Source organism: Streptomyces sediminimaris (assembly GCF_047049295.1).
Classification (GTDB): Bacteria; Actinomycetota; Actinomycetes; order Streptomycetales; family Streptomycetaceae; genus Streptomyces; species Streptomyces sediminimaris.
Genome location: NZ_JBJWOT010000001.1, coordinates 5950410 through 5972688 on the forward strand (window position 1 = coordinate 5950410; position 22279 = coordinate 5972688).

Below are 22279 nucleotides of genomic sequence, written 5' to 3' on the forward strand. Positions count from 1 at the left end.
TGCCCGGGGATCGCCTGTGTCCGCTGTGTCTGCTGTGCCCGCTGGAACGGTGAGGGCCCGCCAGGAACGGTGAGGGCCCGCCGCGGCGTTGAGGCGGGCCCGTCCCGTCGGTGTTCCCCAAGGGGATCGTCCCCGCTCAGCCGGTGCGGCGCAGTGCCTCGGAGAGCCGGGCGGCGGCGTCGATGACCGCCTGGGCGTGCATCCGGCCCGGGTGCCGCGTCAGGCGCTCGATCGGGCCGGAGACCGAGACGGCGGCCACCACGCGGTTGGACGGGCCCCGCACGGGGGCGGAGACGGACGCGACGCCGGGCTCGCGCTCGCCGATGGACTGGGCCCAGCCGCGGCGCCGTACGCCGGAGAGCGCGGTGGCCGTGAACCGGGCGCCCTGCAGGCCCCGGTGCAGCCGCTCCGGCTCCTCCCAGGCCATCAGGATCTGCGCGGAGGAACCGGCCTTCATCGTGAGTGTCGAGCCGACCGGGACGGTGTCCCGCAGGCCGGAGAGTCGCTCGGCCGCGGCGACGCAGATGCGCATGTCGCCCTGGCGGCGGTAGAGCTGGGCGCTCTCCCCGGTGACGTCCCGCAGATGCGTGAGCACCGGGCCCGCCGTCGCGAGGAGGCGGTCCTCGCCGGCTGCCGCGGCCAACTCGGCCAGGCGCGGGCCGAGAATGAAACGGCCCTGCATGTCGCGCGCCACCATGCGGTGGTGTTCCAGGGCCACGGCCAGCCGGTGGGCCGTGGGTCGTGCCAGTCCGGTCGCCGCAACCAGTCCTGCGAGGGTGGCGGGTCCGGACTCCAGGGCGCTCAGGACAAGGGCCGCCTTGTCCAGAACGCCGACGCCGCTACTGTTGTCCATGAAACGATACTCGCGTCTCACTCTGTGAAACGCAAGTTCATTTTTCCGTGAGACGCGCAACCCTGGTACGCACAACGGCCCGCGGACCGAACGGGCCGGGTGGCGGACGCCCGTGAACCGGGGCCGGGCGCCGTCTCCTCAAGATCTCTAGCAAGGCCGGCGGACGTCGGGCCGGCCGAAGGGAAAGCGATGGGTAGGACACTCGCGGAGAAGGTCTGGGACGACCACGTCGTCCGGCGCGCCGAGGGCGAGCCCGACCTCCTCTTCATCGATCTGCACCTGCTGCACGAGGTGACCAGCCCGCAGGCCTTCGACGGTCTGCGGCTCAGCGGCCGCACGGTGCGCCGCCTCGACCTCACCATCGCGACCGAGGACCACAACACCCCGACCCTGGACATCGACAAGCCCATCGCCGACCCGGTCTCCCGGGCCCAGCTGGAGACGCTGCGCAAGAACTGCGCCGACTTCGGCGTACGGCTGCACCCGCTGGGCGACGTCGAGCAGGGCGTGGTGCACGTCGTCGGCCCGCAGCTGGGGCTGACCCAGCCCGGCACGACGGTGGTCTGCGGCGACTCGCACACCTCCACGCACGGCGCCTTCGGAGCGCTGGCGTTCGGCATCGGCACCTCGCAGGTCGAGCACGTGCTGGCCACCCAGACGCTGCCGCTGGCCCGCCCGAAGACCATGGCGATCACGGTCGACGGCGAGCTGCCCGAGGGCGTCACCGCCAAGGACCTGATCCTGGCGATCATCGCCCGGATCGGCACGGGCGGCGGCCAGGGCTACATCCTGGAGTACCGCGGCTCCGCCATCGAGAAGCTCTCGATGGAGGCCCGCATGACGATCTGCAACATGTCGATCGAGGCCGGTGCCCGCGCGGGCATGATCGCCCCCGACGAGACCACCTTCGCCTACCTCAAGGGCCGCCCGCACGCGCCCGAGGGCGCCGACTGGGACGCCGCGGTCGCGTACTGGAAGACGCTGAGGAGCGACGCGGACGCCGAGTTCGACGCCGAGGTCGTGATCGACGCCGCCGAGCTGTCGCCGTTCGTCACCTGGGGCACCAACCCCGGGCAGGGCGCGCCGCTTTCGGCGTCCGTCCCCGACCCGGCTTCGTACGAAGACGCTTCGGAGCGCCACGCCGCCGAAAAGGCCCTGGAATACATGGGGTTGGAGGCCGGTCAGCCGCTGCGCTCCATCAACGTGGACACCGTCTTCGTAGGCTCGTGCACCAACGGCCGGATCGAGGACCTGCGTGCCGCCGCCGAGGTCCTGGGGGGCCGCAAAGTCGCCGACGGCGTACGGATGCTGGTCGTCCCGGGCTCCGCGCGGGTGGGCCTGCAGGCCGTCTCCGAGGGCCTGGACGTGGTCTTCAAGGAGGCCGGCGCCGAGTGGCGGCACGCGGGCTGCTCGATGTGCCTGGGCATGAACCCCGACCAGCTGGCCCCGGGCGAGCGCTCCGCCTCCACCTCCAACCGCAACTTCGAGGGCAGGCAGGGCAAGGGCGGCCGTACGCACCTGGTGTCGCCGCAGGTCGCCGCCGCGACCGCCGTGCTGGGTCACCTGGCCTCGCCCGCCGACCTGTCCGACGTCCCCGCGTCCGCTGGAGTCTGATCAGCCATGGAAGCATTCACCACGCACACCGGCCGGGCCGTCCCGCTGCGCCGCTCCAACGTCGACACCGACCAGATCATCCCTGCTCACTGGCTCAAGAAGGTGACCCGGGACGGTTTCGAGGACGGGCTGTTCGAGGCCTGGCGCAAGGACGCGGAGTTCATCCTCAACCGCCCCGAGCGGCAGGGTGCCACGGTGCTGGTCGCCGGCCCCGACTTCGGCACCGGCTCCTCCCGTGAGCACGCCGTGTGGGCGCTGCAGAACTACGGCTTCAAGGCCGTGATCTCCTCCCGCTTCGCCGACATCTTCCGCGGCAACTCCCTGAAGAACGGCCTGCTCACGGTCGTCCTGGAGCAGAAGACCGTGGACGCGCTGTGGGAGCTCACGGAGCAGGATCCGCAGGCCGAGGTCACCGTCGACCTGCAGGCCCGCGAGGTGCGCGCCGAGGGGATCACCGCCGCCTTCGAGCTGGACGAGAACTCCCGCTGGCGGCTGCTGAACGGCCTGGACGACATCTCCATCACCCTCCGGAACGAGGCGGAGATCGCCGCGTACGAGGCCAGGCGCCTGTCGCACAAACCGCGGACGCTCAATGCCTGATCAAGGTCCGGTCCGGACCGGACCGCGGCGCCGGACCTGACGGGTTTCGGCCACCGGAACACCCCCATGTACCCCCGATCGGCCCGATCGGGGGTACATCCGTGTCCGGGGCCGAACGGCTGGGAACCCTCTTGCGCTTCCTCTCAACTTCCCACGTTACGGCGGCGGTTGCCTGGGTAGCCGTGTGCTGTGGACGCGGCGTCGGGCCTTGCGGGGAAGGCCGATCGAGGCTTCAGTTGCCACCCCCGCAGGCGACAACTCGCCCCAGATGGCACAATCTGTGCATGGAACACGACGGCCAACTCGAGCTCTACACGGCAGTCGCGGACCGACTGAAGGAAGCGCACTCTCGGGTGCGCGCACTGCAAGTCCCGGAGGGCGTACGGATGGCGCTGACCCGGAAGCTGCTGGTCATTACGGCCGCGGCCAAGCACGATCTCGCCGACGCGGCAAGGCGCCTGGAGGCGTTCACCGCGGATCTCGAGAAGGGGCGCATCCCCGAAGAGGACCGCTGAACGCAGCCGGGGCAGTCGAGTTCGTTGCGGCGCATGGGTGATTAGCCCGTTTCGTGTTTGATTTGCGGTATATATCTGCCTAACGTGCGAAAAAGCTTGAACACTTTCGTTCTGGCGATGTCTCCGAAGGGGAAGACGTGAACAAGGCGCAGCTCGTAGAAGCGATTGCCGACAAGCTTGGCGGCCGCCAGCAGGCCGCCGACGCTGTCGACGCGGTCCTGGACGCCATCGTCCGCGCGACCGTCGCCGGGGACCGGGTCTCGGTCACCGGCTTCGGCTCGTTCGAGAAGGTCGACCGTCCGGCCCGCTACGCCCGCAACCCCCAGACGGGCGAGCGGGTTCGGGTCAAGAAGACCTCCGTTCCGCGCTTCCGCGCGGGCCAGGGCTTCAAGGACCTGGTGAGCGGCTCGAAGAAGCTCCCGCGCGGCGGCGAGGTCGCCGTCAAGAAGGCGCCCAAGGGCAGCCTGACCGGAGGGGCTTCGGCGACCGTCAAGAAGGCCGCCGCGAAGAAGACGACCGCCAAGAAGGCGACGCCGTCCACGGCGAAGAAGACCGCGGCGAAGAAGACGACGGCGAAGAAGACCACGGGCGCCGCCAAGAAGACGACCGCGAAGAAGACGACGGCGAAGAAGACCACGGGCGCCGCCAAGACCTCCGCGGCCAAGAAGACCACCGCGAAGAAGGCCACCGCGAAGAAGGCCCCGGCGAAGAAGGCGACGGCCACGAAGGCTCCCGCCAAGAAGTCGACCGCTCGCAAGACCACCGCCAAGAAGGCCACCGCCCGCAAGCGGTAAGGGCACAGGGGCACTCACGCGCCGGGCCGGACTCCCCGTCGGAGCCCGGCCCGCGGCGTGTCCGGGGGCGTCCGGAGCGGTGGTTCAGAACGGACCCGGAGCGAACCCATAGCGGGATCCCGAGCGGACCCATCGCGGGATCCCGAGCGGACAGGGAGCCGGATCCCGAGCGGACAGAGAGCCGGTCGAGAGCGCGCTCAGAACGTCTGGAGCGTCACCAGCGTGATGCGGGGGCCGTCCTCGGCGCCCTCGGTCTCGATCCGCACCCGCTGTCCCGGGCGCAGCAGCCGCAGCCCCCCGGCGTCGAAGGCGGCGGCGTCGAAGGGGACGGGGGTGCCGTCGTCCAGCAGCACGCTGCCGCCGCGGGTTTCGGGGTCGTAGGTGTACGCGGTGGCCTGCATGCCGGCCAGCCTAATGTGCGGCGGAGTCCGGGGCGCGTCGTGGGCTCACGGTTCGGTGCCGGGCGGCGGACTCGCCGTGACGTGCGGCGCGGTTGCCCGCGCCCCGGCGGGGATGCGGTGAACCGTGCTGGTCAGGAGCCCGGGGTCAGCACTCCCGCGGCCACGGCCGCCGTATGCGGCCCGACGCCCAGCGCGAGGGCCGCCCGCAGGTCCGTGCCGGTGTCGACGTCCTGGCGTACGGAATCGACCGCGTCCAGGAGCAGTTCCACGGCCCCGGAGGCCCGGTGGCGGGCGCGGGAATCGGAGCCGAATGACGGACGCAATTCCTGGGCGGGGGCGGCGGCCAGCAAAGTCGTGCCGATTGCCGCCGCGTCGGCGAGAAAAGCGCGGGGGAATTCAGCGGCCGCGTCCAGCACGCGGAGCAATTCCCGGGGGCGCAGTGCCGGAAGATCGGCGTTCAGGGCCGCGACGGGACCGGAGGGGTGCCCGGTGCGCACCGCGGCCACGCCGTGCGCCAGCGCCGCGTTGAGGCCGCCCCGCGGTTCGTCGGGGACGATCCGGGCACCCAGCGCGGACAACTCCCGGCCGGCCAGGGAATCGTCCGTGACGACCGCCACATCCCGCACCGCCGGGCAGGCCAGCGCGGCCGCCACGGTGTCCTGGGCGAACGCGAGGGCGAGACTCGGACGCAGGGCGCCGGCGGCGGTGTCCGCGAGCCTGCTCTTCGCTCGCGTCAGGGGTTTCAGGGGTATGACCAAGGTCCACTGCACCGGTGTTCCGCCCCTCTCTCGTCGCGGCCATTGTCACTCAGCCGTCGCCCCGGCCATCTGGCGGTCGCGGCGTCTGGGCGTACGGTGTTCTCGACAGACCGTCGGCCCGGGGTGACACTTGTGCGGCCTCGGTACGAGGTTCCTGACCCCTAGAGGAAGGTGCGCGCGTGCCCCGCCGCAGAATCGGCTTCTGGTACCGCTTTGCCGCGGTGATCTGCAAACCGCCGCTGGTGGTTCTGATCAAGCGGGACTGGCGTGGAATGGAGCACATTCCGGCCGAGGGCGGTTTTATCACCGCGGTGAACCACAATTCCCACGCGGACCCCTTCGCATACGCGCACTACCAGTACAACACCGGACGGGTTCCGCGATTCCTGGCGAAGAGCGGCCTTTTCCGGAAGGGATTCATCGGTGCCGCGATGCGCGGCACCGGACAGATCCCCGTCTACCGTGAGACCACGGACGCGCTCAGCGCCTTTCGGGCGGCGATCGACGCCGTCGAGCGCGGTGAATGCGTCGCGTTCTATCCCGAGGGCACCCTCACCCGGGACCCCGGACTGTGGCCCATGGTCGGCAAGACGGGCGCCGCGCGCGTCGCCCTGACCACCCGGTGCCCGGTGATCCCGGTCGCCCAGTGGGGCGTCAACGAACTGCTGCCGCCGTACGCCAAGAAGCCGCACCTGCGCCCGCGCAAGACCCATCACGTGCTGGCCGGCCCGCCCGTCGACCTCACGCGCTTCTACGACCGGGAGATGACCCCGGAGCTGCTGAAGGAGGCGACCGAGGTCATCATGGCCGCCATCACCCGCCAGCTGGAGGAGATCCGCGGCGAGAAGGCGCCCGCGATGCCGTACGACCCGCGTCAGGAGCGGATCGAGCAGCGGCGCAGGACGCAGGCGCAGCACGGCCGGGACAGGTCCGGGCAGGAAGAGGGGCAGGGCACGTGAGCAGGCCCGTCAAGGCGGCCGTCTTCGGCACCGGTTCGTGGGGCACGGCGTTCGCCATGGTGCTCGCCGACGCGGGGTGCGAGGTCACCCTGTGGGGGCGGCGCGCGGAACTCGCGGAAGCGGTCAACTCCACCCGTACCAATCCCGACTACCTTCCCGGTGTCGAGCTCCCGGAGGGCGTACGGGCGACGACGGACGCCGCCGAGGCCGCGCGCGGCGCCGACTTCACCGTCCTCGCGGTCCCCTCGCAGACGCTGCGCGGCAACCTCGCCGAGTGGGCGCCGCTGCTCGCCGCCGACACGGTCCTGGTCTCGCTCATGAAGGGCGTGGAACTCGGCTCCGCCATGCGGATGAGCGAGGTGATCGAGGACGTCGCCAAGGTGCGCGCCGACCGGATCGCCGTCGTCACCGGGCCCAACCTCGCACGGGAGATCGCCGCGCGAATGCCGGCCGCCGCCGTGGTCGCCTGCACCGACGAGCCGGTCGCCCGGCGGCTCCAGGCCGCCTGCCACACGCCGTACTTCCGCCCCTACACCAACACCGACGTCGTCGGCTGCGAGCTGGGCGGCGCCGTGAAGAACGTCATCGGGCTCGCCGTGGGCATCGCGGACGGCATGGGTCTGGGCGACAACGCGAAGGGCTCGCTCATCACGCGCGGGCTCGCCGAGACCACCCGGCTCGGCATGGCGCTCGGCGCCGACCCGCTGACCTTCTCCGGACTGGCGGGCCTGGGCGACCTGGTGGCGACCTGCTCCTCGCCGCTGTCGCGCAACCACACCTTCGGCACCAACCTCGGCAAGGGCATGACCCTGCAGGAGACCATCGCCGTCACCCGGCAGACCGCCGAGGGCGTCAAGTCCTGTGAGTCGGTGCTGGATCTGGCCCGCAGGCACGGCGTCGACATGCCGATCACGGAGACCGTCGTCGGCATCGTGCACGAGGGCAAGCCCCCGGTGGTCGCGCTCAAGGAGCTGATGTCGCGCAGCGCGAAGCCCGAACGACGCTGAGCGACGCCCCCGGCCGCGACGCTGACCCGGGGCACTACCAACGGGTACTCTCAACGCGATATGAGCACCGAGAACCTCCCCCAGAGCCCTGAGCAGCCGCCTCGCAAGCCGCGCGTGGCCGTCGTGTTCGGCGGGCGCAGCTCCGAACACGGGATCTCCGTGGTCACCGCCGGCGCCGTCCTGCGCGCCGTCGACCGGAGCAAGTACGACGTCCTGCCGATCGGCATCACCAAGGACGGCCGCTGGGCCCTCACCGCCGACGCACCGGAACGCATGGCGATCACCGACCGTCGTACGCCCGACGTCGAGGAACTCGCCGAGTCGGACGAGGGCGGTGTGGTGCTGCCCGTCGACCCCACGAACCGCGAAGTCGTCTACAGCGAGCCCGGATCGGTGCCCAAGGCGCTCGGCGAGGTCGACGTCGTCTTCCCCGTCCTGCACGGGCCCTACGGCGAGGACGGCACGCTGCAGGGGCTGCTGGAGCTCTCCGGCGTCCCGTACGTGGGTGCGGGCGTGCTCGCCTCGGCCGTCGGCCAGGACAAGGAGTACATGAAGCGGGTGTTCGCCTCCTTCGGGCTGGCGGTCGGCCCGTACACGGTGATCCGGCCGCGCGAGTGGGAGCGGTCCGCCTCGGGGGACGGGGGTGCGGCCGTCCGCAAGAAGATCGTCGACTTCGCCGGCGAGCACGGCTGGCCGCTGTTCGTGAAGCCCGCGCGCGCGGGTTCGTCGATCGGCATCACCAAGGTCGACGACATCTCCGGTCTCGGCGACGCGATCGCGCAGGCACGGCGGCACGACCCGAAGATCCTCGTGGAGGCGGCGCTGCGCGGCCGCGAGATCGAGTGCGGGGTGCTGGAGTTCGAGGACGGCCCGCGTGCGAGCGTGCCCTCGGAGATCCCGCCGCCGGACGCGCACGCGTACTACGACTTCGAGGCCAAGTACATCGACTCGACGCCCGGCATCGTCCCGGCGCCGCTGACGCCGGAGCAGACCGCGCGGGTGCAGCGCCTCGCGGTGGCGGCCTTCGAGGCCGTGTCCTGCGAGGGCCTGGTGCGCGCGGACTTCTTCCTCACCGAGGACGGCGAGTTCGTGATCAACGAGATCAACACCATGCCCGGCATGACCCCGATCTCGATGTACCCGCAGATGTGGCAGGCGAGCGGGATCGGCTATCCGGAGCTGGTGGACAGGCTGATCCAGGCGGCGCTGCGCAGGTCCACCGGCCTGCGCTGACCGGAGGCCCCCCGGCCGGCCGGGGACGTGGGTCAGCGGGCGGGCGTCATCAGGCGTGCGTCAGGAGGCGATCCCCTCGGGGATCGCCTTCTTCACTGCCGGGGCCAGGTCGACCAGGGGCGACATGCCGTCTCCCGTGCGGTCCTTGGGGAGGGTCACCTCGACGTACGCCCTGCGCAGCGTGGTGGTGAAGCGGAACGAGCCGTCCGGCCGCTTCTGCAGCAGCCAGCCGACCCCGTCGATCTCGACGCCGTCGGCCTCCGGGTCGGACATCTCGGCGGGCCGCCCGACACCGCAGCGCAGTATGATCGCCGGGTCGCCCCAGCCCGCGGTCAGCGCGGAGGCGGGTTCGGGATCCCGGCGATCCAGCCCGTCGACCTTGGACGGCAGCGTCCTGTCCAGGTTCCGGCACAGCTCGGTGACCTTCGCGCCCGGGTCGGGAACCGCGGCCCGGGCGCTGTCGTCTGCTGAGGAGCAGCCCGTCGCCGTGATCAGCACGGCGACGAGGGCGGGCACCCCGAGAACAGCGGGGACAGTTCGGCGCCGGTGACGGATGGAGTTCACCGGCCAAGGGTAGACGGGGGCTACAGATGGACGACCGGGCAGGTCAGGGTGCGGGTGATCCCGTCCACTTGCTGGACTTTGGCGACCACCATGCGGCCGAGGCCGTCCACGGTGTCCGCCTGGGCCCGCACGATCACGTCATAAGGTCCTGTCACGTCCTCGGCCTGGATGACTCCAGGGATCTTGCTGATCGTCTCGGCGACGGTCGACGCCTTGCCGACCTCCGTCTGGATCAGGATGTACGCCTGTACCACGGAACCTCCAGGGCGGCCACGAGGATCATGTGGGGAAAAGGAACGCCACGGTATCGCGTCGCCGCACGCCGCGGGGAGACCTGCGCGGGCCGGGGTCCACGCGGCGGGGCGCCGGTACGGCAGAAGTTGACGGACCCCTCGACCGTATCGAGGACACTGATGACGCGCGACCGGGAACGGCACGGGACAGAAGGGGAGCAAGGGCAATGAAGGGCACTGTTGGTGAGCTCGGGGAGTTCGGGCTCATCAGGGAGCTCACCTCCCGTCTCACCACCACCCCCGCGGTCCGGGTCGGCCCCGGCGACGACGCCGCGGTGGTCGCCGCGCCCGACCGGCGGGTCGTCGCCAGCACCGACATCCTCCTGGAGGGGCGGCACTTCCGCCGCGACTGGTCCACCGCCTACGACGTCGGGCGCAAGGCGGCCGCGCAGAACCTCGCGGACATCGCCGCGATGGGTGCCGTGCCGACCGCGCTGCTGCTCGGCCTGGTCGTCCCGGCCGAACTCCCGGTCACCTGGCCGAGCGAGCTGATGGACGGGCTGCGCGACGAGTGCCAGGTCGCGGGCGCCTCGGTGGTCGGCGGTGACGTCGTACGAGGCGACACGATCATGGTGTCGATCACCGCGCTCGGCGATCTGCGCAACCAGGAGCCGATCACCCGGGCCGGCGCCCAGCCCGGCGACCGCGTCGCGGTCACCGGCTGGCTCGGCTGGTCCGCCGCCGGGTACGCGGTGCTCTCGCGCGGCTTCCGCTCGCCGCGTGCCTTCGTCGAGGCGCACCGGCGCCCCGAGCCGCCGTACCACGCGGGTCCGGCCGCCGCGGGGCTGGGCGCGACCGCGATGTGCGACGTCAGCGACGGTCTGATCGCCGACCTCGGGCACATCGCCGAGGCCAGCAAGGTGCGGATCGACGTCCGCTCCGGCGCGATCGACATCCCGTCGCAGATGAACGACATCGGGCAGGCCGTCGGTGTCGACCCCATGCAGTGGGTGCTGACCGGGGGAGAGGACCACGCGATCGTGGCGACCTTCCCGCCGGACGTGAAGCTGCCCGCGCGCTGGAAGGTGATCGGCGAGGTGCTGAACCCCTCGGCGCTGCCCCAGGTGACGGTGGACGGGGCGCCGTGGACCAGCAAGGGCGGCTGGGACCACTTCGGCGGGGACATCGAGTCATGACGAGCTCGCCGCCCCGGGTGCTGACCGTCGCGGGCTCCGATTCCGGCGGGGGAGCCGGGATCCAGGCCGACCTGAAGACGATGCTGGCGCTCGGCGTGCACGGCATGAGCGTCGTCACGGCGGTCACCGCGCAGAACTCGCTGGGTGTGCGGGGGGCCTGGGAGCTCCCGGTGGAGGCGGTGCGGGCGCAGTACCGCAGCGTCGTCGACGACATCGGCGTCCAGGCGGTGAAGACCGGGATGCTCTCCTCGGCCGGACTCGTCGATGCCGTGGCCGAGTTGCTCGGCGGGACGGACGCGCCGGCGGTCGTCGACCCGGTGAGCGTCTCCAAGCACGGGGACCCGCTGCTGGCGGCCTCCGCGCTGGACTCCGTACGGACGAGGCTGCTGCCGGTCGCGACCGTCGCGACCCCCAACCTCGACGAGGTCGCCCAACTGACCGGTGTGCGGGTGGAGTCGGAGGCGGACCTGCGTGAGGCCGCGGCGGCCGTGCTGGCGTTCGGGCCGCGGTGGGTGCTCGTCAAGGGCGGTCACCTCACCGGTGACGCCGGGCGGGCGGACGCCGGCGAGGCGGTCGACCTGCTCACCGACGGCTTCGCGGAGCACTGGCTGCGGGCGCCACGCCACGGCAACCGGCACACGCACGGCACGGGCTGCACCCTCGCCTCCGCGATCGCGTCGCAGCTCGCGAAGGGGCGGACCGTGCCGGAGGCGGTGGCGGCGGCCAAGGAGTACGTCACCGGGGCGATCGCGGCCGGCTTCGCGCTCGGCGGCGGGATCGGGCCCGTGGACCACGGCTGGGCCCTGGTCCGTCGCTGAGGGCGGCCCCGGCGGGCGGCTCGCCGGGCACAGCAAGAAGCCGGCCCACCAGGGGTGGACCGGCTCAGTGCGGTGAACCAGCAGTGGCCGCGCGCTCAGCTGAGGGCGTCAGCGCGAGACCTTGCCGGCCTTGATGCACGAGGTGCAAGCGTTCACGCGCTTCGGCGTCCCGCCGACCACGGTACGTACGCGCTGGATGTTCGGGTTCCAGCGACGGGACGTACGGCGGTGCGAGTGCGAGATGTTGTTGCCGAAGCCCGGCCCCTTGCCGCAGACGTCGCAGTTGGCAGCCACGGGTCACTCCAAAGACTTCAGATGCACTTACGGTTGGGTCCCGGCATGCCGGGATCGAGATCGCAGGATCAGAGATCTGGGTGGCGGTGCCAGGGGCGAGCCCGATCGGTGTCGGGCAACCGGAGCAGCATACAACGTCCGCGCCGGTACAACGAAACTACCATGGCTGCTCAGGGCCCCGCTCCCGGCGAACACCGTCCCGGGGTCTACGCTGCGTCCAGTTCACGGCTCAGGGAGGCGCAGGTGGCGCAGGTGCCGCAGACATTCTTCGATGCTCTCGCGGTGCGCACCTGGTGCGGCCTCGCACTGGAGACGCTGGGGCGCGCGCGTGAGCAGATCGACGCGATCAACGTCTACCCCGTGGCCGACGGGGACACGGGCACCAATCTCTACCTGACCGTGGAGTCCGCCGTCGCCGCGGTGGAGGCCGTCTTCGCCGCGCACGAGGTGGGGCGCGGGATCTCCGGGGTCTCCGGGGGCGTCGGCGGGAAACCGACGCTGGCCGACGCGGCGGGCGCGATGGCGCACGGGGCGCTGATCGGCGCCCAGGGGAACTCCGGGACGATCCTCGCGCAGCTGCTGCGCGGCATGGCCCAGGTGCTCGCCGCCGACGGTGAGACGCCTCACACCGACGGCTCCGGACTGCGGCTCGCCCTGCGGCAGGCGGCCGACTCGGCCCGCCGGGCCGTCGCGCACCCCGTCGAGGGCACCGTTCTGTCGGTCGCCGACGCGGCCGCCGACGCCGCGGGCGGGGCCGGGGGCGACTGCGGAACGGTGGCGTGGGCCGCGTACGAGGGAGCACGCGCCGCGCTGGCCGCGACGCCCGGGCAGCTGGCCGTGCTGGGCCGCGCCGGAGTGGTCGACGCGGGCGGGCGGGGGCTGGTGGCGGTGCTCGCCGCGCTGGTGGAGACGTTCACGGGCGAGGCGCCGAGGCAGGTCTCGGACACGGCGGCCGTGACGTGCCCGGCGACCGGCCCGGCGGGCGCCGGGGCCGGGCCGGTCCTCGCCGACGAGGACTGCGGCGCCGCGCCGGACAACGAGGGCCCCGCGTTCGAGGTGATCTATCTGCTGGAGGCCGAGGACGCGTCCGTGGCACGGCTGCGGACCCGTCTCGACGCCCTCGGGGACTCACTGGTCGTGGTCGGCGGCGACGGGCTGTGGAACGTGCACGTGCATGTGGACGACGCGGGCGCCGCCGTGGAGGCGGGCGTCGAGGCCGGGCGGCCGTACCGGATCCGGATCACCCACTTCGGGCTCGGCGACGTCCACACGCGCGGCGGTGGACGGCCGCCGCGCGAGCGGGTCCAGCGCGCCGTGGTCGCCGTCGTGCCGGGCGAGGGCCTGGCCGGGCTGTACTCCGACGCCGGCGCGACGACCGTGCTCGCACGCCCGGGGGAGGCGCCCGCCAGCGGGGAACTCGTCGACGCGGTACGGCGGGCCCACGCGCGCGAGGTCGTCCTGCTGCCCAACGACGCCGGCCTGCGGCACACCGCGGCCGCGGCGGCCGAGCAGGCCCGCGCCGAGGGCATCCGCGTGGCGCTCATCCCGACCCGGTCCGCGGTCCAGGGGATCGCGGCGCTCGCCGTGCACGAGCCGGAGCGCCGCTTCGACGAGGACGTCGTGTCGATGACCTCGGCCGCGGGCGCGACCCGGTACGCCGAGGTGGCCGTCGCCGAGCGCGAGTCCTGGACCATGGCGGGCATCTGCCAGGCCGGCGACGTCCTCGGCCTCGTCGAGGACGACGTGGCCGTGATCGGGTCCGACGTCACCGTCATCGCCGAGACGGTCCTCGACCGCATGCTCCAGGCCGGCGGCGAACTCGTCACCCTCGTCCTCGGCGACGACGCGCCCGACTCCGTCGCCGACCGCCTGCAGGCCCGCGTACGTGAGTCGTACCTCGCCGTGGACACGGTGGTCTACCGGGGCGGCCGCCAGGGCGCGCTGCTGCTGATCGGCGTGGAGTAGCACCACCGCCCAGGCCCCCCGGGTCCCCGCCTCAGCCCGCCGCCTCCTGCTCCGTCACCACCTGGAGCAGCTGCGTGGCCTCCGACCGCCGTTCCTGTGCCGTCCCGTCCTCGGCGCCCGCGCCGTCGTAGGCCGCCAGGACCGCGCGGGCGTGGGCCGCCGCGCGGGCGGGGCGGGCGAGGTCGGCCTCCAGCCAGCCCGCGGCGAGTTCCGCGCCGGTGCGGCTGTCCAGCGCGTCGTCCCCGAGGGAGGCGAACACCGCGACCGCCTCGACGAGCCGGGACAGGGCGTCCTCGAGCGCGGCCCGGATCGAGTCGTCGTCGGCGTCCTCGGCGGCGGAACGGGCGAGCAGGTCGCCGAACTGCCGGTGGGTGTGCCCGAGTTCGGCCACGAGCCGCTGCCGCGCCTCCCCGTCCGTCCCGGGGGCGCCCAGCGCCGTCTCGCACGCGCGGACCGCGTCCGCCATCAGCTCCTGTGCCGCGCCCGCCCCGTCCTCGGCGCGCAGCGCCAGCCACGCGCGTGCGCGCAGGGAGCGGACCAGGCCGTGCACATTGCCGAGCGAGCGCCACAGCTCGCCCGCGCGCGCGTAGGCCCGGTCGGCGTCGGCGGACTGGCCCGCCGCCCCCAGGGACTCGGCGGCGAGGTGGGCGAGCGTCGCGTGGTCGTGCTGCTCGGGCCAGTGGCGGGCGATCTCGGCGGCCCGCAGCCGCCGTTCGGCCGCGGCGCGGTGCTCCCCGAGCTCGCTCAGGCAGTCCCCGAGCCACCACTGCGTCTGGACGACCGCGCCGTCGCCGTGCGTCTCCTCGGTCAGGTCCGGCAGCGCCGACTCCAGTACCTCCGCCGCCTCGGCGAACCGGCCCTGCCGCAGCAGGAACCCGCCCAGCTGCTGCCGGGCCCAGGCACCCAGCGTGCGGCTCTCGCCCGCCTCGTCGGCCCAGTGCGCCGCCTCCAGCGCGTGCTCGGCGGCCTCCACGAACAGCCCGCGCCCGCCGAGCACCTCGCCGAGCTGGAGGTGCAGCTGGGCCCGCCCCACGGCCTCCAGATGCGCCCCGCCGTGCTCCAGGGCCGCCCGCAGTGCCCGCTCCGCCCCGGAGACGTCACCGAGGCGGTGGGCCAGCCCGGCGAGCCGCGCCTCGTACTCCACCGCGAACCACGGCAGCCCGGCCTCGACGAAGGCGGCCGTGGCCCGCCCGAACAGCTCCACGGCCCGCTCCTGCTCCCCGCGGCGCACCGCCAGTTCCGCGAGCATGGCCCGTGCCTCGGCGCCGCGCGCGGCGATCCGCACGTCGTCCCCGGCGTATCCGCCGACCAGGGCGAGCAGTTCGCGCACGGCTGCCTCGGCCTCGGCGAGAACCCCCTCGTCAACCCCCTCGCCAGTCCCTTCGCCGGCCGCCTCGCCGGCGTCCAGCACCCGCCGCATCATGATCCGCGCCCGTCCCATCAGCACGGACGCCGTCTGCCGCACGCCCGTCGCGTCCTCGGCGTACAGCGCCAGCACCTGGTCGTAGGGCTCCTCGACCGCGGCGAGCGCCTCCTCCACCCGGCCCGACAGCGCACGTACGTACGCGGCACGCGCGCGTGCCGCCAGCGCCTCCCCGGGGTCACCCGCCCGCGCGTACAGCTCGGCGGCCCGCTCGAAGAGCTCGGCGCCCCCGGGCCCGCCTCCCATCGCCTCGTGATCGGCGATCTCCGCGCGGTCGCGGACGTCCAGCTCGGCACCCGCCGCGGCGCGCGAGACCGCCGCCCAGGCGTCCATGGCGTCCGGCCGCAGGGTGTCCGACATCCGGCGCGCCTCGGCCAGCAGGGCGGGCAGGTCCGGCTCCCGCGGGGGCACCGGGGCCGGTGCCGCCGGCGCGGGCGCGGAGACCTGGCGCGCCGTACGCACCCCGAGCGGCAGCCGCTCCACCAGCGGGCGCTGCGCCATGCGCGCGCGTACCCGCTCACTGACGTGGGAGGTGAGGTTGCGCTCGTCGAAACGCGCGGCCAGGGCGAGGGCCTCGGCACGCGCGTGCGTGGCGAGTTCGTGCGCCGTCCAGGTGCCGCCGGCCGGTCCGGGCACCTGCCGCTCGCCCAGCCCCACCGCCTCCAGACGCTCCATGAGCAGTGCCACCACGCTGAGGAACTCCAGCCGGCTGCGCGGCTGCCCGGTGTCGGTGAAGTACGCCGGCCGCTCCGCCAGCAGCTCCAGGCCGCGCGCCTCGTTGCCGGTCAGCGCGCAGAACTCCACGTGGTCGGCGTACGCGCCCCGCATGCTCTCCATGGGCCGCACCAGCCGGAGACCCCGCAGATGGTGCGCGCGCGCCTCGTCCGTGCGGCCCAGCCGCAGCAGGGGCACCAGCGAGGACGCGAGCACCGCGTGCGGTTCGTGGGCGCAGGTGTAGCGGCCCTCCAGGACCGGCGCCCACAGCTCGAGCGCCTCGGCGTCGTGCCCCCGCTGCATCCGCCACCAGCCCTGCTCGTGCAGCTCGCACGCGTGGCAGTCCGCCATGCTGTCCCGGTCGGCGGCCAGCCACGCGGCGTAGGCACGCTCCGCGCGCGGGATGTCACCGAGGTGCGCGGCCACGCTGAACTCGGCACCGCGCACCGCCCGCTCGGAGTGCCCCGCGAGCCGGTAGCGGCGCTCCATCTCGCCGAGCCACCTCTCGATCGAGGCGAGCGGCACGTGCGGCTGGTCGAGCATGCCGGACGACATCCACTTGAAGACCCAGTGCAGCGTGTGCACCTCGTACTCGTCGAAGTCCTCGGGCCGCTCGTCCCACATGCGCAGCAGGCGCGCGAAGGGGACGAACATCCTGTCCTTCTCGGAGCTGTAGTTGTAGACCTTCAGCTGGTGCCCGAGCGCCTCGATCACGGCGAGCGGGATGCCCAGCTTCTCCGCCTCCGCGAGCAGTTGCTCCGCGCGCGCGTTGCGCGCCGGGCCCTCCGGACGCTCGCCGTTCTCCGCGATCTCCCGGCGCAGGGAGTCGAAGTCGGTGATCTCACGCATCAGAAACCGCCCCCCGCGGAGTCGCCCGTCGTGCCGGATTCGCCGTGCGTCGCCCATTCCAGCAGGCCGATGAAGGACCGGTTCAGCAGTGCCGTGTCCGCCGGCCTGAGCGGGCGCTGCGCCATCAGCAGCGCCTGCCCGTACAGGGACTCGGTGGCGGTGGCGATCAGTTCCGGGTCGCGCAGCGAGCTGATCCTGCGCACCAGCGGGTTGAGGTGGTTGAGCACCAGACGCGCGCGGGGAGCGCTGCCCCGCAGCGAGCCCAGGATCCCGGCCCACAGGTCGTCGGCCTGCTCCTCGGCGTCCGCGCGGGCCTGCTCATGGCGGGCGGCCCGGTCGTCGAGGTGGAGGGCGGGGACCGAGAGCGGGTGGAAGGCACGCAGCGCCATGTCGCATCCCACGGCGTCCAGCGTGGTCCGCGCCACCGCCAGGAACTCCGACAGCGCCAGCTCCTCGGCCGCGTCCACCGAGTCCAGGTGCGCCGTCACGGTCTCCGCGTCCAGCTCGGCGACCACCGTCCCCGGCCGCACCGACGGCAGCGCCTCGACCAGCTCGCTGTCGTACGTGTAACCGCCGTTGACCACCCCGACGCCCTGCGCCGACGCGATCGGCGCGACCTGCCGGTACTCCTCCACGGTCCGGGTGAAGTGCACCACCGGGTGCCGCTGGGCGAACTCCTCCAGGGACAGCCGCCCGTCGGTCGTCTCGAAGGGCAGCCACGGCAGCATCGTGCGCAGCATCTCCCCGTCGTGCCGCGCCAGCGACTTCACGCCCAGGTGGTGCACCGACAGGAAGGCCGCGAGGCGCTCCGGGTCGCCGGCCGCGAGCCCCGTCAGCCAGGACCGGATGCGCTCGCCCAGCGCCTCCCGTACGGCGGCCAGCGTCTCGTCCTCGTACAGCGCCTCGCGCGAGGCCGTGGGCCGCAGGCTGTCCGTGTCCAGCACGCACCGCACGAAGAACGCCCAGTCGGGCAGCAGCTGTTCGGCCCGCTCGGTCAGCAGCATGCCCTTGAGGTGCACGCGGTGCGTGGCCCGCTGGGCGGGGCTGACCGCCGACGGCAGTACGTACGCCACCCCGCGGATCCCGGCCAGCGGTACGTCCAGCCCGATCGTGTCCAGCGGCGTGAAGCCGAACAGGTCGTGGCAGTGCCGTGCCAGGGCCACCCGGCGGGCGGCGGGGGAGTGGTACGAGCGGTCCCAGGGCGCGGGCAGGTCGGTGACCGCCTCCTCGCCGACCCGGACGTCGTAGGGCAGCAGCGACCCGAAGTCCCGCGCCAGCGCCAGGACGCGCCCGGGCGTCAGCCACTCGCCGGCCCCCGCCCGCGCCACCAGGTGCACGGTGGTGCCCGGTTCGGGCCGGGCCTCGCGCGGCAGCGTCCGCACGGTGTAGGAACCGTCGTCGCTCGCCGTCCACTCCACCGGAGGCGCGTTGGGCGTACGGGCGCTGCGGCTGACCACCCGGATCCGCTCGGCGACCACGAAGCAGGCGAGCAGGCCGATGCCGAACTGCCCGAGGAAGCCGGAGCGGGCCTCCTGCAGCCCGTCGGCGATCGGGTCGGCCCGCTTGGAGCTGCGCCCGATGGTGGCCAGCAGGTCGTGCACGTCCGCCTCGGTGAGCCCCACGCCGGTGTCCTCGACGCGCAGGGTGGCGGCGCCCTCCCGGGAGTCGGCGTACAGCCGCACCCGGGCCGGGGCGTCGGGCTGCTCCGCGCGCCGGGCGGTGATGGCGTCCACGGCGTTCTGCAGCAGCTCGCGCAGGTAGACCCGGGGACTGGAGTAGAGGTGATGGGAGAGCAGGTCCACCAGGCCACGCAGGTCGACCTGGAAGGTGTGAGGTGGCTGGGACGGCTGGGACGGCTGGGATGACTGTGAGGTCTGGGAGTCCATCGTCGAGGCGCCGGTGGGGGGAGGGGGCACGGCGCGGGGTCGGGCGGTCCTGGTGGGGCGGTGACCGCGGCATGGCCGGAGCGCGCCATCCTAAGGCCGGAACCAGCCGTCTGACCAGGGGTTTCCCAGGACGTATACGGGATTGTCGGTGACGTGGTGTGCAATGGATCTCGTGCCCGCACTGCAAGAACTCCTGCGACAGCCGCTGAAGTCGGTGCTCGGCCCCGCCACCGCGAAGGTGATGGCCGAGCACCTCGGCCTGCACACCGTCGGCGATCTCCTCCACCACTATCCCCGCAGATACGAGGAGCGCGGCCAGCTCACCCACCTCGCCGACCTCCCGATGGACGAGCACGTCACGGTGGTCGCGATGGTCGCCGACGCCCGCCTGCACACCTTCGCCTCGGCCAGGGCCCCGCGCGGCAAGGGACAGCGGCTGGAGGTCACCATCACCGACGGCAGCGGCCGCCTTCAGCTGGTCTTCTTCGGCAACGGCGTGCACAAGCCCCACAAGGAGCTCCTGCCGGGCACGCGCGCGATGTTCGCGGGCAAGGTCTCCGTGTTCAACCGCCGCCTGCAACTGGCTCACCCGGCCTACGAGTTGCTGCGCGGCGACAGCGAGGAGACGGTCGAGACGTGGGCCGGCGCCCTGATCCCCATCTATCCCGCCACCGCCAAGATGGAGTCCTGGAAGATCGGCAAGGCGCTCCAGACGGTCCTGCCCAGCGCCGGGGAGGCGGTGGACCCCCTCCCGCCCGCCCTGCGTGAGGGCCGCGGCCTGAGCACCCTCCCCGAAGCGCTGCTCAAGATCCACCGACCGCACACCAAGCAGGACATCGAGGACGCCCGCCGCCGTCTCAAGTGGGACGAGGCCTTCGTCCTCCAGGTCGCCCTCGCCCGCCGCCGCCACGCCGACGCACAGCTCCCGGCGGTGGCCCGCCGGCCCAGGCCCGACGGCCTCCTCACCGCCTTCGACGCCCGCCTCCCCTTCACCCTCACCGAGGGCCAGCGGAAGGTCTCCGGGGAGATCTTCGGCGACCTGGCTAGGGAGCACCCGATGCACCGCCTGCTGCAGGGGGAGGTCGGATCCGGGAAGACGATGGTGGCGCTGCGCGCCATGCTCGCCGTCGTGGACGCCGGCGGGCAGGCGGCCATGCTCGCGCCCACGGAGGTGCTCGCCCAGCAGCACCACCGGTCCGTGGTGGAGATGATGGGGGAGCTGGCCGAGGGAGGGATGCTCGGCGGGGCCGAGCACGCGACCAAGGTGGTGGTGCTCACCGGTTCGATGGGGACGGCCGCGCGCCGGCAGGCGATGCTGGATCTGGCCACCGGCGAGGCCGGCATCGTGATCGGCACGCACGCCTTGATCGAGGACAAGGTGCAGTTCCACGACCTGGGGCTGGTCGTCGTCGACGAGCAGCACCGCTTCGGCGTCGAGCAGCGCGACGCCCTGCGCGGCAAGGGCAGGCAGCCCCCGCACCTGCTCGTCATGACGGCCACCCCGATCCCGCGCACGGTCGCCATGACCGTCTTCGGCGACCTGGAGACCTCCGTCCTGGACCAGCTCCCGGCAGGCCGCTCGCCCATCGCCTCGCACGTCGTCCCGGCCGCCGACAAGCCGCACTTCCTGGCCCGCGCCTGGGAGCGCGTGCGCGAGGAGGTCGGCAACGGCCACCAGGCGTACGTGGTCTGCCCGCGCATCGGGGACGACGCCGACGAACCGGCCGGCCCCGGCAAGTCCGGCAAGAAGGCATCCCCGGAGGACGAGGCCGAGAAGCGGCCGCCGCTCGCGGTCGTCGACGTGGCCGCGCAGCTCGCCGCGGGCCCCCTCCAGGGGCTGCGGGTGGAGGTGCTGCACGGCCGTATGCACCCCGACGACAAGGACGCGGTGATGCGCCGCTTCGCCGCCGGCGAGACCGACGTCCTGGTCGCGACGACGGTCATCGAGGTCGGGGTGAACGTCCCGAACGCCACGGCGATGGTCATCATGGACGCCGACCGCTTCGGCGTCTCCCAGCTCCACCAGCTGCGCGGCCGGGTCGGCCGCGGCTCGGCGCCCGGCCTCTGCCTGCTGGTCACCGAGATGCCCCGGGCGAGCGCGGCCCGCGGGCGCCTGGACGCGGTCGCCGCCACCCTCGACGGATTCGAGCTCTCCCGCATCGACCTCGAACAGCGCCGGGAGGGCGACGTGCTGGGCCAGGCCCAGTCCGGTGCCCGTTCCAGCCTGCGGGTCCTCGCGGTCATCGAGGACGAGGAGGTCATCGCCGAGGCCAGACAGGAGGCGGCGCAGGTGGTGGCCGCGGACCCCGAGCTGACGAACCTGCCCGGCCTGCGCACGGCCCTGGACGCCCTGGTGGACGAGGAGAGGGAGCAGTACCTGGAGAAGGGGTGAGGAGGAGCGGACCACCGGGGCGCGGGACCGTCATCCGTATGCGGCTACCGCCGCGCGGCCGCGACCAGCCACAATGAACGTGAAGCCGCCCACGACCAAGGACCGCAGATGACCCGCGTGATCGCCGGTGCAGCCGGCGGACGACGCCTTTCGGTGCCGCCGGGCAATGGCACCCGCCCCACCTCCGACCGCGCCCGCGAAGGTCTCCTCTCCACCTGGCAGGCCCTCCTGGGCGGCCCCCTGGACGGCGAACGGGTCCTCGACCTCTACGCGGGCTCCGGCGCCGTGGGCCTGGAAGCGCTCTCCCGGGGCGCGAGCCACGCCCTGCTCGTCGAGGCGGACGCGAGAGCGGCCCGCGTCATCCGGGAGAACGTCAGATCGCTCGGCCTGCCCGGCGCCGAGGTGAGATCGGGCAGAGCCGAACAGATCATCCAGTCCCCGGCGCCGGCCGACCCGTACGACATCGTCTTCCTGGACCCCCCGTACCGTGTCACGGACCACGATCTTCGCGAGATCCTGCTCACACTCCGCTCGGAGGGCTGGCTCGCGCCGGAGGCGATCGTCACCGTGGAGCGCAGCACCCGAGGCGGCGAGTTCGGGTGGCCGGACGGCTTCGAGGCGATCCGGGCCCGTCGCTACGGCGAGGGAACGTTTTGGTACGGTCGCGCCGCCTCTACGTGCGAAGACGCACGATGACCGGACCGGAGAGCGAGGGATCACAAGTGCGCCGCGCCGTATGTCCCGGGTCGTTCGACCCGATCACCAACGGACACCTCGACATCATTTCCCGCGCCTCCCGTCTGTACGACGAGGTCTATGTCGCGGTCATGATCAACAAGGCCAAGAAGGGCCTGTTCGAGATCGACGAGCGGATCGACCTGATCCGCCAGGTCACCACCGAGTACGGCAACGTGCGGATCGAGGCCTTCCACGGCCTCCTCGTCGACTACTGCAAGCAGCGCGACATCCCCGCCATCGTCAAGGGCCTGCGCGCGGTCAGCGACTTCGACTACGAACTCCAGATGGCCCAGATGAACAACGGCCTGTCCGGCGTGGAGACGCTGTTCGTGCCGACGAACCCCACCTACAGCTTCCTGTCCTCCTCGCTCGTCAAGGAGGTCGCCACCTGGGGCGGAGACGTCTCCCACCTGGTGCCGCCGGTGGTGCTGGAGGCACTCAACAAGCGCCTGCGCGCGGACTGATGGGGCTAC

The 22279-nt window shown here is 72.8% G+C and carries 21 protein-coding genes; 13 read left to right on the top strand and 8 right to left on the bottom strand.

Translation table 11 applies throughout. From position 1 onward, the window contains the following. Positions 1-136: 136 nt before the first annotated feature. Entirely contained in the window at positions 137-853 is a 717-nt protein-coding gene (gene ndgR / locus ACJ9NR_RS27705; protein WP_015036427.1) for an IclR family transcriptional regulator NdgR, read from the bottom strand. A 189-nt stretch (positions 854-1042) separates the two neighbouring features. Between ndgR and leuC the strand changes: the two genes are divergently transcribed. The 4 genes from leuC to ACJ9NR_RS27725 all read left to right on the top strand — a co-directional run bounded on the left by leuC (position 1043) and on the right by ACJ9NR_RS27725 (position 4376). After that, on the top strand, positions 1043-2467 hold the full coding sequence (gene leuC, locus ACJ9NR_RS27710) for a 3-isopropylmalate dehydratase large subunit (RefSeq protein WP_412492249.1): 1425 nt from the start codon (positions 1043-1045) through the stop codon (positions 2465-2467). Positions 2468-2473: 6 nt separating this feature from the next. Beyond that, positions 2474-3067, top strand: coding sequence for a 3-isopropylmalate dehydratase small subunit (leuD, locus tag ACJ9NR_RS27715; RefSeq protein WP_412492248.1), 594 nt, complete (start codon positions 2474-2476; stop codon positions 3065-3067). Between the two features lie 284 nt (positions 3068-3351). After that, positions 3352-3582: an SCO5555 family protein gene (locus ACJ9NR_RS27720; RefSeq protein ID WP_412492247.1), complete on the top strand. Its 231-nt coding sequence runs from the start codon at positions 3352-3354 to the stop codon at positions 3580-3582. 137 nt (positions 3583-3719) lie between these two features. Continuing rightward, on the top strand, positions 3720-4376 hold the full coding sequence (locus tag ACJ9NR_RS27725; protein ID WP_412492246.1) for an HU family DNA-binding protein: 657 nt from the start codon (positions 3720-3722) through the stop codon (positions 4374-4376). A gap of 197 nt (positions 4377-4573) precedes the next feature. On the opposite strand, the gene ACJ9NR_RS27730 is transcribed toward ACJ9NR_RS27725, so the two are convergent. Further along, on the bottom strand, positions 4574-4777 hold the full coding sequence (locus ACJ9NR_RS27730; RefSeq protein ID WP_412492245.1) for a hypothetical protein: 204 nt from the start codon (positions 4775-4777) through the stop codon (positions 4574-4576). A gap of 131 nt (positions 4778-4908) precedes the next feature. Further along, positions 4909-5547 carry a 2-phospho-L-lactate guanylyltransferase gene (gene cofC, locus ACJ9NR_RS27735; RefSeq protein WP_412492244.1) on the bottom strand — a complete coding sequence of 213 codons (639 nt, stop codon included), beginning with the start codon at positions 5545-5547 and terminating at the stop codon, positions 4909-4911. A gap of 167 nt (positions 5548-5714) precedes the next feature. Here cofC and ACJ9NR_RS27740 point away from each other — a divergent pair, with 167 nt between their 5' ends. Genes ACJ9NR_RS27740 through ACJ9NR_RS27750 form a run of 3 tightly spaced genes read left to right on the top strand, consistent with a single transcriptional unit; the run spans position 5715 to position 8734 of the window. Further along, entirely contained in the window at positions 5715-6494 is a 780-nt protein-coding gene (locus tag ACJ9NR_RS27740) for a lysophospholipid acyltransferase family protein (RefSeq protein WP_412492243.1), read from the top strand. Further along, positions 6491-7501 carry an NAD(P)H-dependent glycerol-3-phosphate dehydrogenase gene (locus ACJ9NR_RS27745; protein ID WP_412492242.1) on the top strand — a complete coding sequence of 337 codons (1011 nt, stop codon included), beginning with the start codon at positions 6491-6493 and terminating at the stop codon, positions 7499-7501. The genes ACJ9NR_RS27740 and ACJ9NR_RS27745 overlap by 4 nt, the downstream gene beginning before the upstream one ends. 60 nt (positions 7502-7561) lie before the next feature. Continuing rightward, the gene (locus ACJ9NR_RS27750) at positions 7562-8734 is read left to right on the top strand and encodes a D-alanine--D-alanine ligase family protein (RefSeq protein ID WP_412492241.1); all 1173 of its coding nucleotides are present in this window, start codon (positions 7562-7564) and stop codon (positions 8732-8734) included. A gap of 60 nt (positions 8735-8794) precedes the next feature. Here ACJ9NR_RS27750 and ACJ9NR_RS27755 read toward each other — a convergent pair whose 3' ends face one another. Together ACJ9NR_RS27755 and ACJ9NR_RS27760 are read right to left on the bottom strand one after the other, a co-directional pair. Further along, positions 8795-9298, bottom strand: coding sequence for a DUF3515 domain-containing protein (locus ACJ9NR_RS27755; protein WP_412492240.1), 504 nt, complete (start codon positions 9296-9298; stop codon positions 8795-8797). A gap of 20 nt (positions 9299-9318) precedes the next feature. Further along, the gene (locus tag ACJ9NR_RS27760; protein WP_111002102.1) at positions 9319-9552 is read right to left on the bottom strand and encodes an Lrp/AsnC family transcriptional regulator; all 234 of its coding nucleotides are present in this window, start codon (positions 9550-9552) and stop codon (positions 9319-9321) included. 206 nt (positions 9553-9758) lie between these two features. Between ACJ9NR_RS27760 and ACJ9NR_RS27765 the strand changes: the two genes are divergently transcribed. Both ACJ9NR_RS27765 and thiD read left to right on the top strand, forming a co-directional pair. Then, positions 9759-10727, top strand: a complete 969-nt coding sequence (locus ACJ9NR_RS27765) for a thiamine-phosphate kinase (RefSeq protein WP_412492239.1) — start codon at positions 9759-9761, stop codon at positions 10725-10727. Beyond that, on the top strand, positions 10724-11545 hold the full coding sequence (thiD, locus tag ACJ9NR_RS27770; RefSeq protein WP_412492238.1) for a bifunctional hydroxymethylpyrimidine kinase/phosphomethylpyrimidine kinase: 822 nt from the start codon (positions 10724-10726) through the stop codon (positions 11543-11545). The genes ACJ9NR_RS27765 and thiD overlap by 4 nt, the downstream gene beginning before the upstream one ends. Positions 11546-11653: 108 nt before the next feature. On the opposite strand, the gene rpmB is transcribed toward thiD, so the two are convergent. Beyond that, positions 11654-11839, bottom strand: a complete 186-nt coding sequence (rpmB, locus tag ACJ9NR_RS27775) for a 50S ribosomal protein L28 (protein ID WP_003993230.1) — start codon at positions 11837-11839, stop codon at positions 11654-11656. A gap of 243 nt (positions 11840-12082) precedes the next feature. Here rpmB and ACJ9NR_RS27780 point away from each other — a divergent pair, with 243 nt between their 5' ends. After that, positions 12083-13804 (top strand): DAK2 domain-containing protein, encoded by a 1722-nt coding sequence (locus ACJ9NR_RS27780; RefSeq protein WP_412492237.1) that lies wholly within the window; start codon positions 12083-12085, stop codon positions 13802-13804. A gap of 31 nt (positions 13805-13835) precedes the next feature. Here ACJ9NR_RS27780 and ACJ9NR_RS27785 read toward each other — a convergent pair whose 3' ends face one another. Further along, a complete protein-coding gene (locus ACJ9NR_RS27785) occupies positions 13836-16790 on the bottom strand; it encodes a tetratricopeptide repeat protein (RefSeq protein WP_412492236.1) in 2955 nt (984 codons plus the stop codon). Beyond that, the gene (locus ACJ9NR_RS27790) at positions 16790-18676 is read right to left on the bottom strand and encodes an HSP90 family protein (RefSeq protein ID WP_412492401.1); all 1887 of its coding nucleotides are present in this window, start codon (positions 18674-18676) and stop codon (positions 16790-16792) included. Before ACJ9NR_RS27790 ends, ACJ9NR_RS27785 begins: the two co-directional genes overlap by 1 nt. A 163-nt stretch (positions 18677-18839) precedes the next feature. Here ACJ9NR_RS27790 and recG point away from each other — a divergent pair, with 163 nt between their 5' ends. The 3 genes from recG (at position 18840) to coaD (ending at position 22270) form a co-directional block, all read left to right on the top strand. After that, positions 18840-21068 (top strand): ATP-dependent DNA helicase RecG, encoded by a 2229-nt coding sequence (gene recG, locus ACJ9NR_RS27795; protein WP_412492235.1) that lies wholly within the window; start codon positions 18840-18842, stop codon positions 21066-21068. A gap of 108 nt (positions 21069-21176) precedes the next feature. Beyond that, positions 21177-21764, top strand: coding sequence for a 16S rRNA (guanine(966)-N(2))-methyltransferase RsmD (rsmD, locus tag ACJ9NR_RS27800; RefSeq protein ID WP_412492234.1), 588 nt, complete (start codon positions 21177-21179; stop codon positions 21762-21764). 26 nt (positions 21765-21790) lie between these two features. Next, entirely contained in the window at positions 21791-22270 is a 480-nt protein-coding gene (gene coaD / locus ACJ9NR_RS27805; protein WP_412492400.1) for a pantetheine-phosphate adenylyltransferase, read from the top strand. Positions 22271-22279 lie beyond the last annotated feature (9 nt).